The following is a 14,773-nucleotide window of genomic DNA, read 5'->3' as shown; positions in this document are numbered from 1 at the left end:
TTAAAATGCATAAATCAGCAAACAAACGATTTCGTCCCAATTAGATTAGGGATAAGTAGTTTATTCCTAATCACAATTCCGTTATCTTTACTGCTTCGCAATAGATACAACAGGCTGCCTTATGCCATTAAAAACAGATGAATTGAGAACCCAGGCACTGGGGCCAATGCCAACACCGGCTGAATTGAGTCATGCTCATCCCATCACCGACGACGTAGCCGAGCGAATCGAACAATCCCGTCGCCAAATTGAGAACATTCTGACAGGTGAAGACAACCGCCTTCTTGTTATTGTAGGCCCTTGTTCTGTGCACGACACAAAAGCCGCGCTGGATTATGCACAACGTCTCGCAGCAATTCAGGAGCAGTACAAAGATCAACTGTTCATTGTCATGCGTACTTACTTTGAAAAGCCGCGTACTGTCGTCGGCTGGAAAGGTCTGATTACCGATCCAAACCTTGACGGTTCTTACGCGCTGGAAGCTGGATTGAACAAAGCACGTAAGCTTCTTCTGGATATCAATAAACTTGGTCTGGCTACCGCGACTGAATTCTTAGACATGATTACCGGCCAGTACATTGCTGACCTCATTACCTGGGGCGCGATCGGTGCACGCACAACTGAATCCCAAATCCATCGTGAGATGGCCTCTGCTCTGTCTTGTCCCGTCGGATTCAAAAATGGAACAAACGGTAATGTTAAAATCGCCATTGATGCAATTCGCGCATCGAAGGCTTCACACTACTTCTACTCTCCAGATAAAAATGGCCGTATGACCGTGTACCGCACCAGTGGTAACCCATATGGACACATCATTCTTCGTGGTGGTGATAAAGGCCCTAACTTTGACGCGACATCTGTAGAACAAGCGTGCCAAAAGCTCGCTGAGTTTAATCTGCCACAGCGCTTGATCGTCGACTTCAGCCACGCTAACTGCCAAAAACAGCATCGCAAACAACTTGATGTTGCCAAAGACATTTGCGAGCAGATTAAATCTGGAAAAAACTACGTTGCTGGTATCATGGCAGAAAGTTTCATTGAAGAAGGCAACCAGCCAATGGATGACATCCATAGTCTTCATTACGGTCAGTCCATCACCGACCCTTGTCTGGGCTGGAATGACACCACAACGATGTTAGATATGCTAGCTGACGCAGTAAAAGCGCGCAGTTGATTTTTAAGAGGACAGATTCATGCCATCATTTGACATTATTTCTGAGATTGACGCGGTTGAACTGCGAAATGCAGTCGACAATGCCTCACGCGAGCTGTCTACCCGTTTCGATTTTCGCAACGTAGAAGCCAGCTTTGATATACAGAAAGACGACTCCGTCAAGCTAAGCTCCGAAGGCGATTTTCAGTTAAAACAGATGCGCGATATTTTGCGTGCTAACCTGACTAAACGCGGCGTCGACGTGAACGCGATGGAAGCGAAAGACGCAGAAGCTTCAGGAAAAAACTGGCACCAGCAAGTGGTATTCAAACAAGGTATTGATGCCGCCACAGCGAAAAAAATCGTCAAGCTCATCAAAGACGCCAAAGTGAAAGTACAGGCATCAATTCAAGGTGAGAAAGTTCGTGTGACGGGTAAAAAGCGCGATGACCTTCAAGCCGCCATCGCACTGATTCGCGAAGCAGAACTTGGCCAACCATTCCAGTTCGAAAACTTTCGCGATTAACCGAAATGAAAAACCGCCCTTTGGCGGTTTTTTTGTTATCGAATTTCTCCTGGGCGTATGTGTGCATCATCCGCACCCAATAACGCATACTCCGACGAGTTGAGTGGCACCAGAACCACAATACGCAATCGCTCTGTTTTCGCATTTTCCAGTTTCAACGATAACTCGACACCATCTTTAAAGCCTTCTCGTTCAGCATCGCGGCGACACAGATCAATGAATGAGAATGGGCATCCATCCCGGTATAAAACCAGTTCAGCCTGTTGCATCAGACGCAACGCTTTCATAGGCAATAGTTCGACATCCTGACCATACTCAACCCAGGTACACTGTCCAGCATCATCCAGTGACTCATTCAGTGCCGATTGATAAAGCTGCTCTAACAATTCTCGGCTATTTGCTTGCTCAACTTTAGGGTTGTTTAAGAAGCTTTCCCAAAATTTACGACGCAAGTCCACAGACGGCAACGCTGACTTAATCGAGTTGCGCTTGGACGCCCCAAAATCTGCTAATAACCCCAGATTTTGGGGCAACACAGATTCGATGGTTTCACGCAAATTTCGGATCAACACGGGCGATGCCCCACCACTCGAAATAGCGAGCTGTACCCGACCCCGGGTGATCATCGACGGGGTGATAAAATCACAATAAGGCTGATCATCAACTACGTTGACCAGAATGCCCGACTTTTTGGCGTCCGCATGTACCTGATGGTTCAGGTCCGGGTTATCTGTGGTCGCCCATACCTGAATGTAACGACGGTCAATGTACTCTGATGAATAGAAGGTCTTAATCCAGTGACACTTTCCTTCGCCAGCCAAGCGTTGAAGAAACGGTTCAATCGTGGGTGACACAATCGTGACATCGGCTCCTGCGCGCAGTAAAGCATCGACTTTACGGCTGGCGACTTCACCACCACCAATAACCAGTACTGGTTTATTGTTTAAATCCAGAAAGAGAGGAAAGTACTGCATTTCATTCCTTGAATAAGGCTTTGAACTAATCGGAGCATGCTAACAAAATTAGTGCATCAGCCACACCCCACCAAACCACAGAACAATATTTATCTCCAAATTTAAATCAAACTTTGGTTTATTATCCCGCTTAAATTTTATCGACCAAAATGTTAATAGAGTGTAAATACCCCTTATCAATCAATACATTCTGTTGCACCAATAATGCGCACTCTTGCACTATTTACATTCATGTAACATTTGTTCATTCTAACTATGGCAAGGATTTGCGTTTGAATACAAATATCTATGCATATTCTGTATTTGAGAAAACACAATTCCTTACCTACGCTTATAAACGGTTGATTTGTATAAATGCAACTAGATTGAGTCAACCAATAAAACACAATACACAACATTCTATTCGTACGTTGTATCAGGGGTCACCTGGTTTAACATGGATCATACAGGAAGGATACAAATGGCAAATAAACTAACACTTATTGCATCAGTAGTAGCGGCATCGACTGCTTTGATGGCAACAAGCGCGCAAGCAGCAGAAAGCACTCTGGAAAAAGTCACCAAACAAGGTTTTCTAACTTGTGGTGTCAGTACCGGTCTGCCTGGTTTCTCTAACCCAAACTCGAAAGGTGAATGGGAAGGTATTGACGTAGAGTATTGTCAGGCACTTGCTGCAGCGGTGTTGGGCGACAAGACCAAAGTCAAGTATGTTCCTCTGACAGCAAAAGAGCGATTCACTGCCCTGCAATCGGGTGAGATCGATGTCCTGTCACGTAATACCACCTGGACACTTCAGCGAGACACGGCGCTGGGTTTGAACTTCGTGGGCGTCAACTACTACGATGGTCAGGGCTTTATGGTCAAAAAAGACCTGGGCATCAAGAGTGCTAAAGAACTGGATGGTGCATCAGTTTGTGTGCAGTCTGGTACAACAACAGAACTCAACCTGGCTGACTACTTCCGAAACAGCGGCATGTCATACAAACCCGTGGTATTTGATACCGCAGCTCAGACATCGAAAGGTTTCGATGCCGGACGTTGCGACGTGCTGACAACTGACCAATCGGGCCTGTACGCTCTGCGCCTGAATCTGGCCGATCCTAGCTCAGCCGTGGTACTACCTGAAATCATTTCAAAAGAGCCTCTGGGCCCAGTTGTACGTCAGGATGACGACAAATGGTTCAACGTTGCAAAATGGACGCTGTTTGCCATGGTCAACGCAGAGGAATATGGCATTACGTCTAAGAACGCAGATGACATGTTGAAATCGAACGATCCTAACGTGAAGCGCATCCTGGGTGTCGACGGTCCGAAAGGTAAAGGCCTGGGCATTCGTGATGACTGGGGCTATCAAGTGGTTAAGCAAGTCGGCAACTATGGTGAAAGCTTCGAGCGCACTGTCGGCCAAGGTTCTCCACTGAAAATTTCACGTGGCGTAAATGCGCTGTGGAATGCAGGTGGCTTTATGTACGCTCCACCAATCCGTTAATGAAACACCAGAAACGGGCGGTTTAAAAGCCGCCCTTTTTTCAAAAAATGGATTTGAGGTTATAGCTGTATGAAACCTGATAACAATATTGCCTCTAGGCCGGATAACGGATCGGCCAAGAGTACAAATCTCCTTTACAATCCCACCTTCAGATCGGTCGTGTTCCAAGTTATTGCTGTCGCAGCGCTGATCTTTTTCTTTTACACCATTGTTAACAATGCCCTTACCAATCTAGATGCGCGAGGCATCGCAACAGGTTTTGGATTCCTCAATCAAGAAGCTGGCTTTGGGATTGGCCTGTCGTTGATTGAATATAATGAAACCTTTACTTACGGACGAACCTTTATCGTCGGCTTACTGAATACCGCCCTGGTATCATTTTTGGGTATTATTCTCGCCACGGTGATTGGATTCGTTATTGGTATTGCACGACTGTCTTCTAACTGGTTGGTGAGCCGTTTCGCAGCCGTTTATATCGAGACATTTCGCAATATCCCCTTGCTGTTGCAGATTTTCTTCTGGTACTTTGCCGTACTTCAGGCTTTACCAAGCCCGCGTCAGAGCCTCTCATTAGGCGAAGCTGTTTTCCTGAACGTTCGAGGTCTCTACTTCCCTGCTCCCGTATTTGAACAAGGTTCCAGTGTCGTGTTTATTACACTACTGGCCGGCATAGTGGCATCTGTCATTATCGGAATATGGGCTCGAAATAAACAGCGTCTAACGGGGCGACAAACGCCAATGGGACGCATCATTCTCACACTGTGCGTCGGCGTGCCTCTGGTGGTGTATTTCATCATGGGTGCTCCAATCAGCGCAAATTACCCAGAACTGAAAGGGTTCAACTTCCGCGGTGGAGTGTCCATCATTCCGGAACTGGCGGCGCTGCTACTGGCTCTGAGCATTTATACGGCATCGTTTATCGCAGAAATCGTTCGTTCCGGGATAAATGCCGTCAGCCATGGGCAGACAGAAGCGGCAATGTCTTTGGGGTTACCACGCGCTAAAACATTAAAGCTGGTCGTGATTCCACAGGCACTTCGTATCATCATCCCACCACTCACCAGTCAATACCTGAACCTGACGAAAAACTCGTCGTTGGCGATGGCCATTGGCTATCCGGACTTGGTGTCTGTATTCGCTGGTACGACACTGAACCAGACCGGTCAGGCAATTGAAATCATTGCGATGACGATGGCAGTTTACCTCACCTTGAGTTTGCTGACATCCGCTCTGATGAACCTATACAACCGTAAAGTTGCGTTGGTGGAGAGGTAATATGAAAGTACATCAATTTCAGCCAGACCTGCCTCCTCCGTCAAATACGGTCGGGGTGATCGGCTGGCTACGCAAAAACCTGTTTAACAGCCCGGCAAACTCGGTTTTAACACTGATCCTTGGTTATCTGGCTTTTTCAGGTATCTGGGCCGTCTTCGATTGGGCTATTCTGAGTGCCGATTGGGTGGGCACAACCCGTGACGCTTGCTCTCGCGATGGCGCTTGTTGGGTATTTATCAACGTACGTTGGGATCAGTTTATGTTCGGCTTCTACCCTGAAGCTGAATTATGGCGCCCTAAGCTGTTTTACTTCACTCTGGCTGTATTTACCGCCCTGCTCGCTTACGAAAAAACGCCTAAACGTCTGTGGATTTGGCTCTTTTTTGTCAATGTTTACCCGTTCTTAGCAGCAGCGCTGTTGTACGGCGGCGTATTCGGGCTTGAAGTGGTGGATACCCATAAATGGGGGGGGTTGCTGGTTACACTGATCATTGCACTAGTCGGTATTATCGTCTCCTTACCGATTGGCGTCGCACTGGCTTTGGGTCGTCGCTCTGAGATGCCAATCATTCGCAGCATCTGTACCGTCTACATCGAAGTATGGCGTGGGGTTCCGTTGATCACCGTGCTGTTTATGGCTTCGGTGATGCTGCCTTTATTTCTGACTGAAGGGTCTGAGACCGACAAACTGCTCCGGGCGTTAATTGGTGTCGTGATGTTCAGTGCCGCATACATGGCAGAGGTGGTGCGCGGTGGCTTGCAGGCAATACCAAAAGGACAGTACGAAGCCGCCGACGCGCTTGGGCTGACCTACTGGAAAAAAATGGGGCTAATCATCCTTCCTCAGGCGTTGAAAATCACCATTCCTTCGATTGTGAACACGTTTATCGGCCTGTTTAAAGATACCAGCCTGGTATTGATTATCGGGATGTTTGACGTTCTGGGGATTGGTCAGGCGGCCAACACCGACCCTGACTGGCTGGGCTTTGCCACAGAAAGTTATGTATTTGTCGCGTTAGTGTTCTGGGTGTTTTGTTTCGGCATGTCGAGATATTCGATCTGGCTAGAAAACAAACTTCATACCGGTCACAAACGATAGTTAATCAGCTCAAGGACGTATTATGACGCAACAACAAGACTACATGATCCAAATTAAGGACATGAATAAGTGGTACGGAGAGTTTCACGTGCTGAAAAACATCAACTTAGATGTTAAAAAAGGTGAACGAATCGTTATTTGTGGCCCTTCTGGTTCAGGAAAATCGACCATGATTCGCTGCATAAACCGCTTAGAGGAACATCAGAAAGGTCAGATCATCGTGTCAGGAAACGAACTGACCGAAGACTTAAAAAACATCGAAGCGGTGCGCCGTGAAGTCGGCATGTGTTTCCAGCACTTCAATTTGTTCCCGCACTTAACCGTTCTGGAAAACTGCACTCTTGCGCCAATTTGGGTGAAAAAAATGCCTAAGCAGGAAGCAGAAGCCGTCGCGATGAAATACCTTGAACGGGTCAAAATCCCGGATCAGGCCGATAAATACCCGGGCCAGTTATCTGGTGGTCAGCAGCAACGTGTTGCTATCGCCCGCTCACTGTGTATGAACCCTCAAGTGATGTTGTTTGACGAGCCAACGTCAGCACTTGACCCTGAAATGGTGCGCGAAGTGCTTGATGTTATGGTCGAATTAGCCGAAGAAGGCATGACCATGCTGTGTGTCACTCATGAGATGGGCTTTGCCAAAGAAGTGGCCGACCGGGTGATATTCATGGATGCCGGCGAGATAATCGAAGAAAACAATCCCGTTGATTTCTTCGAGAATCCACAGTCGGACAGAACACAAAACTTCCTCGCTCAGATACTTCATCATTAACAAAAATATGATAACTAATTGAAAAGGCGATATTCATCGCCTTTTTTCATTGTTATATTGTGTTACATCTTGGAAAATACACACTTGAATATTTCCATTATTATCTAACGTATAGACATTAGGCTGAATCTTGAAATCGGGAACTTTCAGCCCCATAAATGTACATATAAACATAGCCCTTTCATGAGGAAGATTATGAACAATTCTATGTATTCACGTACCGCGACTCGCGAGAGTGCGATCCAGACAAACAAAGTTCTGCGTAACACCTACGCATTACTGTCGATGACCCTGCTTTGGTCAGCGGTAGTGGCTGGTGTGTCCATGGCGCTGGAGCTTCCTCGCCCTGGCATTATCATCATGCTGGTTGGTTTTTACGGCTTGCTGTTCCTGACAGAGAAAAACCGCAATAACGGTTTGGGCCTGGTATTCACCTTCCTGTTCACAGGTTTCCTGGGTTACACGGTCGGTCCTCTGCTTAACATGTACATCGGCGCCGGCATGGGCGATGTTGTATTAACTGCTCTGGGCGGAACCGCCTTATCCTTTATGGCGGCATCTGCGTACGCTCTGACCACAAAACGGGACCTGTCTATGATGGGTGGCCTGATGTTATCTCTGTTTGTTGTACTGGTCGTTGGTATGATCGCCAGTATCTTCATTCAATCTACAGTTCTGCACCTTGCCATCAGCAGCCTGTTCATTGTGTTCTCTACAATGGCGATTCTGATGACAACTCAAGGCATCATCCGTGGTGGTGAGACAAACTACATCTCAGCAACAGTGACTCTGTATGTGTCGATCTACAACATCTTCATCAGTCTGCTAAGCATTCTTGGCATTATGAATGATGACTAATCGAACAAATTGATGCAAAAAAAGCCCGAAGGTTAATCTCCTTCGGGCTTTTTCTTTTCCGGTAGTTGAGCCGACCAGCAAAGGTAAGCTACCCTATTAGAGTTGTAGTTTTTCGGACAGAGATCATGTTTGAATATAAAGGTAAAAACATTGAAACCGACGCTCAGGGATACCTGCTTGACCATACACAGTGGGACGAAGGTATGATCCTGGTTCTGGCAGAGCAAGAAGGGATTGAATTAACCGATGCCCATTTGGAAGTCATTCACTTCGTGCGCGATTTTTATGAGGAATTTAATACCTCTCCCGCGGTTCGCATGTTGGTAAAAGCCATGGAAAAAGCGCACGGTCCCGAAAAAGGTAATAGTAAATATCTGTTTAAACTGTTTAAACAAGGCCCAGCCAAGCAAGCGACAAAGCTGGCCGGTTTACCGAAACCTGCGAAATGTCTGTAAGGTTTGCTACAGAATTTCAAACCCTTTGAACTCCTTATAGACCGCCTCTTCTCTTTCCAGGCGGTCTACCGTTGCCATCTTCGGTCCATTATTCAGCCATTGAGCCAACGCTTCTATGCTCTCTTCCTGACCACAAGCCATGACTTCGACGTCCCCATTTGACAGATTTTTAGCATAACCGGTTAATCCAAGACATAGGCCTTCATAACAGGTGTGATAACGAAAACCTACTCCCTGAACCACACCAGAGACTGTAAACTTAACGCATTTCTGTTCCATATCGTACACCTCCTCTCTTCGTGAGTAATACATTTGCCAACGTCTGTTGCCCCGCTCACTATGAAAGTGAATCTCTCATTGGGGTATTATGAAACAGACTCCATTTCGTTGAATCGACAAACATCTCATTCACCTGAAAATTCAATAAAAGAACCGTCTTCTTCTGATCTTACCTCTTCGCGCCTTTGTTCTATTCACTCTGGTATTAAATCGCGCCACTGACAAGCTGCTCGATGAACTTTATCAAGAAGAACGAATAATGCAGCAACCATGGCGACAAAACATTCAAGTGGTTCTGGTCCTTAAAAGATGCACCACTAAAGCTCCAAAATTCCGCAAGTATGCAACTCTTTTTGTTCGTATTTCATTTGCTTTTGTATAGCGCTTCCCGGACAATATGCCCCCTTTCAAACAGCCCAATATGAGTATTGAAATGACCCCGGCAATTCATCTTGTTAAAGGACGTGACAAAACACCCTTGGATCTTCTCACGTGGCATCCTGCGAGTAGAAGGCGAGCCAACGCTGGGCGAAACGGTCGATGTTTATGCTCATGATGGACAATGGCTGGCGAAAGCCGCGTACTCCCCCCATTCACAGATTCGAGCTCGCGTCTGGAGCTTCGATAAAGTCAGTATCGATACTGACTTCTTTGTGCGTCGCATTCAGGATGCCCAGCTCTTGCGCGAAGATATCATTCAGCGAGACGGATTAACGGGCTATCGTCTGATTGCTGCAGAGTCCGACGGCTTGCCGGGTATCACCATTGATAAATATGACCACTTCCTGGTATGCCAACTCCTGAGTGCCGGTGCTGAATACCAAAAAGACAAACTGGTTGCCGCTCTTACGCAGGTTTTTCCGGATTGCAATATTTACGAGCGTTCAGATGTGTCTGTACGTAAAAAAGAAGGCTTGGAGGAGACGACAGGTGTACTCCATGGCGAAGAGCCACCAAAATCGGTCGTTATTGAAGAGAACGGCGTAAAGATCAGTGTCGATATTGTAGGTGGACACAAAACCGGCTTTTATCTTGATCAGCGTGATAGCCGTCAGCAAGCCGTGAAATACGTACAGAACAAAGAAGTATTGAACTGCTTTTCATACACTGGCGGATTTGGTTTGTACGCACTAAAAGGTGGAGCAAAACGTGTAATTAACGCGGATGTATCTCAACCGGCCTTGGATACAGCCAGGTACAACGCCGAGCTGAACGAGTTTGATATTTCTAAAAAACGTGCGGTATTTTTGAATGCTGACGTCTTTAAACTGTTGCGTGAATATCGCGATCAAGGTACTCAATTTGATGTGGTCATTATGGACCCACCTAAGTTCGCTGAATCGAAAGCACAGCTCAACGGCGCCTGCCGAGGCTACAAAGACATCAACATGCTCGCCATGCAGATTCTTAAACCGGGTGGCACACTATTAACGTATTCATGTTCGGGTTTGATGGATCAGGTATTATTCCAGAAAATCATCGCCGACGCCGCATTGGATGCCAAGCGACAAGTGAAGTTTGTTGAGCGTTTTGAGCAAGCGGCCGACCATCCGACTGACAGTGCGTATCCTGAAGGTTTCTACCTCAAAGGCTTTGCCTGCAAAGTACTTTAAAGTCAGCAAAACTCGCATCAAAAAAGGGCCTGAATCAGGCCCTTTTTATATCGTTAGCTATCTACGTTATGCTTGGTGAGCGAGTTTAATACATCCTGAGCAAACCCGGACGGATCAGCACTGATCATATCGCTGAATGCATCTGCGCCATTCTTGATCACAATCGTTTGACTCTCACCAGTCTCTCCATGTGGAATATCCAGCGTTAAATCATTACCCGAAATTTCCACCTGAATCGAACTCAACAGCTCATCCATAGTGTTGTGACCTGTCTCGCCAACGATGTCACTGAAGTCGAGGACATCTTCACCGCGTTGGAAATCTTCGACCACATCGGTGCCGTTATCCAACGAGCCTTCTGTCCACTTAAAGATATCGGCATCAGCACCACCAGTCAGGATGTCATCACCTAATCCACCGATTAAGGTATCCTGCCCCGTACCGCCGATCAGAATATCGTTACCGAGCCCGCCATCGAGCGTGTCATCCCCACCCTGACCGAACAGAATGTCATTGCCCTCACCTCCGACAAGCGTATCCGCTTTGTCGTTGGTGCGGGATTGATCAAACTCTTCAACATGTTCACGAATGTACTCGTGAATATCACGGGCGTTGACGGCTGAAAGCTCTTCTCCGGTTTGTGCGGCGACATACTTTTGAATCGCCGGAACGCCCTGGCCACTGATACCATCAAACTGCACCAGGTCACCGAAGAGAATATCATCCCCTGACTTCGCGTCGATCGTGTCTCCACCTTGCAGCAAATCGATCTCTTTACCCAGAATGACATTCGACAAGTCAGACACATCAATGGCAGTATCCACAACACCATCACTGTCGTAGTCGTCCAATGTATCCTGATCTAAGTAGTAACCAATACCAATAGCTTCTACAGAAGACATCAGTGCCAATAGCTGATACATATGCTGGCTTTGCTGAGTCACGTTAGCGCGATCGTAATAGTCATAAGAAATATTATTCTTACTCATATCCCCCAAGCGCGCCCCCGTCAATGGAGAGTACAGTTTACCGTTTTTATCGATGATCTCCTGACCTTTGTACATCACCACACCAGAGGTATAATTGCTCGGCAGAATGTCTGCCAGAGTAATCAGTTTGTTATTCGCCGTATCATAATCCAAATACAGCTCATCAAACTGGTACGCATACAGATCATCTTCTGTCGCATACTGTGGCTCCCCGTCAGAAATAAAGTAGGTAATGTTATTACCGCCTTCCTGAGTGGCGAACCAATCTACAGCACCTTTAAACGCTGCCTCATAGTTAGTATTGCCAGATCCTTGGTCACCGATCTGATTCAATGCTGACACAAACTGAGAACGTGGGTCCGATGAGCTCAAATCAACAGATACAGAGTGATTGAGCCCGGTAGAAAAATCAGTGATCAGAACATTAACCTGACCAGCATGATCACCCTGAGCACTTTCAAGTAAGGTATCGAATACCACAAGTAACTCAGACTTCGCCGTCTCAACATCCCATCCCATACTACCGGAAGTATCGAGAACAAAAGCGATATTATAGTCTTCACCGGCCACAATCTGCAGGCCACGGACGTCACCCACAATCAAATCATGCTCTTCGGAGCCTTCTATTGTGTCATCACCATAAGACCCGGTTGATAGTGCGTAGTCACGGAAAGAAAGGTTTTCCGTCACGCTTTGTTCCGCCGTGTCATTGTTTGAGTTTTCGACCGAAGCCGCGGTCACCTCAATTGGAAAATCAAGTGTTCCCTGATAATTGTACGGCACCTTCAACTCAAACGAAGCGTCACCATCATTATCGAGTGATAGCGTATATGCACCGTCACTGCCGCGCGTAACCTCCTGGCCGTTCACCAACAAGCTAACACCATCTGGAATACCTGTGATGACGATATCGTCGTTTAACATCTCACTGCCATCGGTATCCACTAATGCCACATCCACCTCAACCGGAATGACTTTATCCGTTAAGATTTCATGGGTACCATCGGGGTGCAGTTCAATAATGCCATCTTTAAAGTAAAGACGTTCAATACCATACAGGTGATCGCCATCGTCAGTGTGTGGCGAATTATCACTGGACGTATCACGTTCAAGACTATCTTTTACTAACCAGTAAGGTTGATCCGCGTGCTCATAACCACGGTATTCAATCACGTACTCGCTAACGCTTCCCTGATACACCACAGAGTCGATTGCTGTCTCACTATCCTGAGAGCCATTACCACCATAAAACGAGTCGTTACCGCTGGTGCCGATAAACATGTCGCTGCCTTGCTCATTGACGTTTGCCGCTTGAGTATCACCGACAAAACTCTGAGGTGCAGCGCCATCAGGAGCAATCATCAAGTCATTACCAGCATTACCATTATTAAATGCTGGCGCAGTATCGACATGTTCAAACGCAATACCTCCGATATCCAGATTGCCAGTATTAATCTGCTCACGGATGTCTTCAGGTAGCGTACTGAAATCAGGCACTGCATTCACTTGTTGCAGATCCCCGACATTCACTGAAATTAATGGAGCATCAGCTACCGCTTCTATCGAGATATCGAGCGTCGCGGTTTTCCCTGTATTCGTGGTGTATACAATTGTCGGTACGTCACCAGACCAGTGCTGATTTGGAACAAACTCATAAGAACCGTCAGGGTTCAGTGTCAAAGCACCTTCATTCAACGCTACAGTGTCACCGCTTGGGTGTTCTACGCCATTCACTTCGAATTGAACAACGGATAGTGCGGAATCTGGGTCTGTATCATTAGCCAGTACATTACCAGAAACCGTCGTGTCCTCCTGACCCAAAGCCGAATCATCCTGAGCAATGGTCGGTGCATTCGGATAAACAGTGACATCAATTTGGGCAACTGAACTCGCCGTACTGTCAGAGTAATGTTCGCTCGCAGTGGATGTAACAGTGATGGAAAAATCATCACTGCTGCCTGCTGGCGGAAGTACTGACAAGCTGTCCAAATCCCAATCGGTGATATCAACCACTTGACCGGAGTCAGTCATTTCGAATTCGTTTACGCCATCACTCAGTGTCGCTCCAACAGGCAACCCCTCCAGAGTAAGAGTCAAAGTTTCAGAGTCGTCACTATCCACTAAACTGCTGCTAATTTCAGATAATGGAATGCGAGTATCCTGAGCTCCCTCATTCACGCCGTATACCTGATACACTTCAACACCATCCACAGACATCAAATCCGAAGTTCTGATATCCGTCTCCTGTAGCGCTTGTGCATCCGTCACAACAGATAAGTGGCTGTTACTAAGGTCAACGGCGTCCTGGCCATCGATTTTAACGTTGAGATCAAAATTACCTGGGCCGCTCTGATTATGATGATAGATGGAGATCGGGTAGAACCCGGATACAGTTGGTGTAAAGCTGTCTCCCTGAATGGAACCACTGTTGCTCCCCCAACGTGCGACATCGGTCATTGCCCCACCAATGAGCAGAGCAAAACTGTCATCCGCATTGCCGACAAAGTCGTAACTTACGCCAGCTTCCAGATAAACAAGACCTGTGATCAGTACCGCAGTATCTGCTGGGGTCGCATTCGTACCCAGTTGTTGCGCATTCGCAATTTGAGACGTTGCTGCGTTTTCTGAGCTCAACGCATTAATCGCGTTGACTAGGGTACTGCCCTGAACACCGTTTCCTCCGTGGCCTCCGATGTTCACACCAGACCACGTAGAAATGTTGAAATTCTGCTGAGGTAGGGCTAACTCTGGGTTTGTGACGTCCAGATTTGGCTTATCGGCAACCGGGGTCACATCGATTGAGATAGACACCTCGTCTCCGGTAACATCACCATCAGTAGGTTTAAAACTAAACTGTGCATAGTCTTGATGTTGATCGCCAACACCGGCCTGTTCGTGCTGATCATAACCTGATTCGTTCAACTCTGGCGTGAAACGGACCTTGCCGCTGTCAAAATCTGATTTGCTCAGGATCTGATCCATTGCAACGAGCTGCCAAACGCCATTTGAATCCTGATATTCAAGCGTGCCATTTGCTGGAAGACCCGTGACCTGAACTCCAAGTTGGTCATCTGCTGTATCGATATCTGAAACACCCACCTGCGACCATGCGATCAACACTGATGTGTCTTCCAGAGTTTCAATCACTGTTGGTGATGCTATAGGCGCATCGTTCACCGGTGTGACGTTAATCGCCACAGTCGCGGTTTCAGTGACCCCACCGGAAGTGACCGTATAGGTAAAGCTGTCCGCCCCGTTGTAATTGTCGTTCGGTGTGTAGGTGATGGTGCC

The 14,773-nt window shown here is 47.1% G+C and carries 11 protein-coding genes and 1 pseudogene; 9 read left to right on the top strand and 3 right to left on the bottom strand.

Features of this window, described 5'->3' with window-relative positions; translation table 11 throughout:
* Window positions 1-121 precede the first annotated feature (121 nt).
* Window positions 122-1,174 carry a 3-deoxy-7-phosphoheptulonate synthase gene (locus tag CAG64_RS18115; protein WP_161451987.1) on the top strand — a complete coding sequence of 351 codons (1,053 nt, stop codon included), beginning with the start codon at window positions 122-124 and terminating at the stop codon, window positions 1,172-1,174.
* Window positions 1,175-1,193: 19 nt separating this feature from the next.
* Window positions 1,194-1,679, top strand: coding sequence for a YajQ family cyclic di-GMP-binding protein (locus CAG64_RS18110; protein WP_021703231.1), 486 nt, complete (start codon window positions 1,194-1,196; stop codon window positions 1,677-1,679).
* A gap of 35 nt (window positions 1,680-1,714) precedes the next feature.
* Here the strand turns inward: CAG64_RS18110 and CAG64_RS18105 are convergent, their stop codons facing one another.
* On the bottom strand, window positions 1,715-2,653 hold the full coding sequence (locus CAG64_RS18105) for a precorrin-2 dehydrogenase/sirohydrochlorin ferrochelatase family protein (protein ID WP_021703230.1): 939 nt from the start codon (window positions 2,651-2,653) through the stop codon (window positions 1,715-1,717).
* A gap of 460 nt (window positions 2,654-3,113) precedes the next feature.
* Here CAG64_RS18105 and CAG64_RS18100 point away from each other — a divergent pair, with 460 nt between their 5' ends.
* From CAG64_RS18100 to CAG64_RS18075, 6 genes are all read left to right on the top strand, one after another.
* Complete coding sequence (locus CAG64_RS18100) at window positions 3,114-4,142, top strand: amino acid ABC transporter substrate-binding protein (protein WP_021703228.1); 1,029 nt, start codon at window positions 3,114-3,116, stop codon at window positions 4,140-4,142.
* A gap of 69 nt (window positions 4,143-4,211) precedes the next feature.
* A complete protein-coding gene (locus tag CAG64_RS18095; RefSeq protein WP_021703227.1) occupies window positions 4,212-5,417 on the top strand; it encodes an amino acid ABC transporter permease in 1,206 nt (401 codons plus the stop codon).
* A 1-nt stretch (window position 5,418) separates the two neighbouring features.
* A complete protein-coding gene (locus CAG64_RS18090; protein WP_161457861.1) occupies window positions 5,419-6,516 on the top strand; it encodes an amino acid ABC transporter permease in 1,098 nt (365 codons plus the stop codon).
* 22 nt (window positions 6,517-6,538) lie between these two features.
* Window positions 6,539-7,288, top strand: a complete 750-nt coding sequence (locus CAG64_RS18085; RefSeq protein ID WP_021703225.1) for an amino acid ABC transporter ATP-binding protein — start codon at window positions 6,539-6,541, stop codon at window positions 7,286-7,288.
* 195 nt (window positions 7,289-7,483) lie between these two features.
* Window positions 7,484-8,146 (top strand): Bax inhibitor-1/YccA family protein, encoded by a 663-nt coding sequence (locus tag CAG64_RS18080; protein WP_021703224.1) that lies wholly within the window; start codon window positions 7,484-7,486, stop codon window positions 8,144-8,146.
* Between the two features lie 125 nt (window positions 8,147-8,271).
* On the top strand, window positions 8,272-8,601 hold the full coding sequence (locus tag CAG64_RS18075) for a TusE/DsrC/DsvC family sulfur relay protein (RefSeq protein ID WP_021703223.1): 330 nt from the start codon (window positions 8,272-8,274) through the stop codon (window positions 8,599-8,601).
* A 6-nt stretch (window positions 8,602-8,607) separates the two neighbouring features.
* On the opposite strand, the gene yccX is transcribed toward CAG64_RS18075, so the two are convergent.
* The gene (gene yccX, locus CAG64_RS18070; protein ID WP_161452408.1) at window positions 8,608-8,880 is read right to left on the bottom strand and encodes an acylphosphatase; all 273 of its coding nucleotides are present in this window, start codon (window positions 8,878-8,880) and stop codon (window positions 8,608-8,610) included.
* A gap of 433 nt (window positions 8,881-9,313) precedes the next feature.
* Here yccX and CAG64_RS18065 point away from each other — a divergent pair.
* Window positions 9,314-10,493: pseudogene (locus tag CAG64_RS18065) on the top strand (class I SAM-dependent methyltransferase).
* 53 nt (window positions 10,494-10,546) lie between these two features.
* Here the strand turns inward: CAG64_RS18065 and CAG64_RS18060 are convergent.
* Window positions 10,547-14,773 (bottom strand): Ig-like domain-containing protein (locus CAG64_RS18060; protein ID WP_161489346.1); only part of this gene is annotated, 4,227 nt, incomplete at its 5' end.

The sequence above is a fragment of the Vibrio sp. V38_P2S17PM301 genome (assembly GCF_009904845.1).
Classification (GTDB): domain Bacteria; phylum Pseudomonadota; class Gammaproteobacteria; order Enterobacterales; family Vibrionaceae; genus Vibrio; species Vibrio proteolyticus.
This window is presented reverse-complemented; position numbering and strand designations above follow the sequence as displayed.